This is a genomic window from Rhodococcus sp. EPR-147 (assembly GCF_001647185.1).
Lineage (GTDB): Bacteria > Actinomycetota > Actinomycetes > Mycobacteriales > Mycobacteriaceae > Rhodococcoides.
The window spans coordinates 1-3,327 of record NZ_LVCU01000139.1; the positions used below are offsets into that span (position 1 = coordinate 1).

The window sequence follows — 3,327 nt, forward strand, 5'->3', positions numbered from 1 at the left end:
CATGAACATGGGACTCGATCGCGAGGCGGCAGCGATGCTCATTGCTCGGTCCGACTCCCCCGGTGCCGACCGAGGTCGCGAGATCGAGATCATGGCGGCCGCGTGCACCGAGGCCGGCGCATCGGATGTCTTCACCACCGACGACCCCGACGAGGGTGAGGCCTTCGCTGCCGCACGGCGATTCGCCATTCCCGCGGTCGAGCGACTCGGCAGCCTGCTGCTCGAGGACGTCGGGGTTCCACTGCCCGCACTTCCGGCCCTCGTCGACGGAATCGCCGAGCTGTCCACGAAATACGACGTGCTGGTGGCGGTCATCGCCCACGCCGGCGACGGCAACACCCACCCCCTGATCGTCTTCGACCCCGAGGACGCCGACATGACACGGCGCGCCAACATCGCCTTCGGCGCGATCATGGATCTGGCAATTTCGTTGGGCGGCACCATCACCGGTGAACACGGTGTCGGTCGCCTCAAGAAGGCCTGGCTGCCCGATCAGGTCGGTGAGGACGTCATGGAGCTGACCCGCAGGATCAAGACTGCCCTCGATCCGGCGGGCATCCTCAACCCCGGTGCGGTGCTGTGATCACCCGTCGACGGTGAACCCGTCCGCGACCGTCAGCACCTCGTCGAGGATTTCCAGTCCCTGACGAATCTCGTCCTCCGAGGTCGTCAGCGGGGGCGCGATCTGCAGACGGTTACCTGCCACGAACGGCCACAACCCACGCGACTTTGCCGCGGCGGTCACCGTGCCCATGGCCGCCGCGTCCTTGCCCGACGCGGCGAACGGCACCAACGGTTCCCTCGTCTGGCCGTCCTTGACCAGTTCGACGGCCCAGAAGAATCCCTTGCCGCGCACCTCGCCCACGCTCGGATGAGATTCGGCCAGCTTCGACAGGCCCGCCCCGAGTACATCCTCCCCCACATGACGCACGTGCGGAAGAATCTTGTCGCGCTCGAACACTCCGATGGATGCCACGCCGGCGGCGCAGCCGAGCACGTGACCGGAGTAGGTCAACCCGCCGGGATAGGGCTTGTGATCGAACTGCGAGGCGATCTTCTCCGAGATGACCACCCCGCCCAGAGGCACGTACCCGGAGTTGACGCCCTTGGCGAACGTGATCAGATCCGGTGTCACATCCCAGGCCTGGCATGCGAACCATTCGCCGATTCGCCCGAACCCGACCATCACTTCGTCGGCGATGTAGACGATTCCGTACTTGTCGCACAGCGCCCGAACGCCGGCCAGATATCCGGGCGGCGGGATCAGCACACCGTTGGTGCCGATGACCGATTCGAGGATCAGTCCGGCGATGTTCTGCGCACCCTCGAGCACGATGACCTGTTCGAGGTGTGCCAGTGCTGCGGCCGTTTCGTCCTCGGGAGTCGTTGTCCCCCAGGGTGACCGGTAGGGATACGGCCCGAAGAACCGGACGACGTCGACGTTGGTGGGTTCGGTGCCCCAACGCCTCGGCTCACCGGTGAGACCGATCGCAACTCCGGTTCCACCGTGGTACGAGCGGTACGCGGCAAGCATCTTCGTGCGCCCGGTGTGCTGTCGGGCCAGCCGCACCGCGTGCTCGACGGCTTCTGCGCCACCGGTCGTGAAGAACACTCGATCGAGATCACCCGGCGCACGTTCGGCGATCAACGCCGCGAGTTCACTGCGTTTGTTGTTGGCCACGGTCGGAGAAATGGTCGTCAGAACCTGGGCCTGTTCGACGATGGCGGCAACGACGTCAGGGTGCTGATGCCCGAGGTTGACGTTGACCAACTGTGACGAGAAGTCCAGGTATCGCTTGCCCTTGTCGTCCCAGAACCACGATCCCTCCGCACCCTCGACGGTGATCGGATTCAGTTCGGCCTGCGCCGACCAGGAGTAGAACACGTGATCCATCTACTTGCCGCCTTCCTCCAGTGTGACCTCCATCGGAGCGTACGACTCTCCGGTCACATCCACACCGTCGGCCTTCAACAAATCCAAAGCCTCGGTGACGTACTCGTTGGTGTACGCCTCGGCGTCGGGGTCGGCCGTCAGCACCGTCGAGCCCTCGGCATTCCGGGTGGACTTCGCGATGTCGACCGTCTGCCGCCAGGCCGCCTCGTCGATCATTCCGATCCCGTCCGCGGACGGCCAGATCAGTTTGTTGACTTCGTTGACCTGCCACAGCTGATGACTCGCGCCGAGTGTCGAGCCCGCAGCGACGGTGATGTCGCGGCACGTCTCGACGTTGTCGCGGCAGAATATCCAGCCCTTCAACGATGCCGCCAAGAATTTGACGGTCTGCTCCCGGTACGCCTCGTCGGAGAGCTTGTCGGTATTGGCCCAGATCGCGTCCTGCAGCATCGCGACGCCGTCGTCGTTCCAGTTCAGCGACGTGAAATCGTCCCTCGTGTAGAGCGCACCGGTTGCGGGGTTCACGGTCTCGAGCAACTGGGCGTACTCGTTGTAGGACATCGCCTGGGCTGCGGCGATATCTCCGGACAGAAGGCCGTTCATGTCGAACTGCTGCTGCACCAATGTCACGTCGGAGGGACTGACCCCGGCATTGGTCATACCGGCGAACAGCTCGAATTCGTTGCCGTATCCCCAGTTTCCGACGGTCTTGCCCTGGAGATCGGCCGGTGTGGCGATGTTCTGATCCTTGAACGAGACCTGCAATGTGCCCGACTTCTGATAGATCTGGGCCACGTCGGTGATGCCGGCTCCGGCCTCACGGGATGCGAGCGCCTTGGGTACCCACGCGACGGCGTAATCGGCCTGCCCCTGTGCGAGCACGGTTTGCGGAACGATATCCGTTCCACCGTCGAGGATTTCGACGTCCAGCCCCTGTTCCGCATAGAAACCCTGATCGACGGCGGCGAGGTAGCCCGCGAACTGGCCCTGTTTGAACCACTGCAGTTGCAGCTTGATCGTGGTGTTCCCGTCGGCCGCGGTGTCGGTGTCGGTCGTGGTGGTGCTGCAGGCCGAGGCGCCCACCGCCAGAGCCATGACGACGGCGAGAAGGGGTCGGGGGGTTCGAGTGATGTTCATATCCATCTTTCCTGGGGACGACGCCGGGACACGAGTTTCTCGAGCAACAGAACAACCACGAAGAAGAGCAAACCGACTGCGATGGCACCCATCACGTAGGCCCACGCCCGGGGGTAGGCCGTGTTCGCCGCGGCGGAGGTGATCCGCGACCCCAAACCGTTCTGCAGTCCACCGAAGTACTCGCAGATGATGGCAGCAATGACCGCATTGGGAGCGGCAACCCGCAACCCGGTGAAGATGTGCGGAACGGCGGACGGGAGGCGAACGATTCGGGTGAACTGCCAACCGCCCACGGC

At 64.1% G+C, this 3,327-nt stretch carries 4 protein-coding genes; 1 reads left to right on the plus strand and 3 read right to left on the minus strand.

Annotated elements, in window-relative coordinates; translation table 11 throughout:
• On the plus strand, window positions 1-583 hold a 583-nt coding region (locus A2J02_RS06730), incomplete at its 5' end, for an FAD-linked oxidase C-terminal domain-containing protein (protein ID WP_331712134.1).
• On the opposite strand, the gene A2J02_RS06735 is transcribed toward A2J02_RS06730, so the two are convergent.
• The 3 genes from A2J02_RS06735 to A2J02_RS06745 all read right to left on the minus strand — a co-directional run.
• Window positions 584-1,894 carry an aspartate aminotransferase family protein gene (locus A2J02_RS06735; protein ID WP_068048381.1) on the minus strand — a complete coding sequence of 437 codons (1,311 nt, stop codon included), beginning with the start codon at window positions 1,892-1,894 and terminating at the stop codon, window positions 584-586.
• Entirely contained in the window at window positions 1,895-3,031 is a 1,137-nt protein-coding gene (locus A2J02_RS06740; RefSeq protein ID WP_068048386.1) for an ABC transporter substrate-binding protein, read from the minus strand.
• Window positions 3,028-3,327: ABC transporter permease subunit (locus A2J02_RS06745; RefSeq protein WP_156516126.1), on the minus strand; the 300-nt coding region annotated here is incomplete at its 5' end. The genes A2J02_RS06745 and A2J02_RS06740, both read right to left, overlap by 4 nt.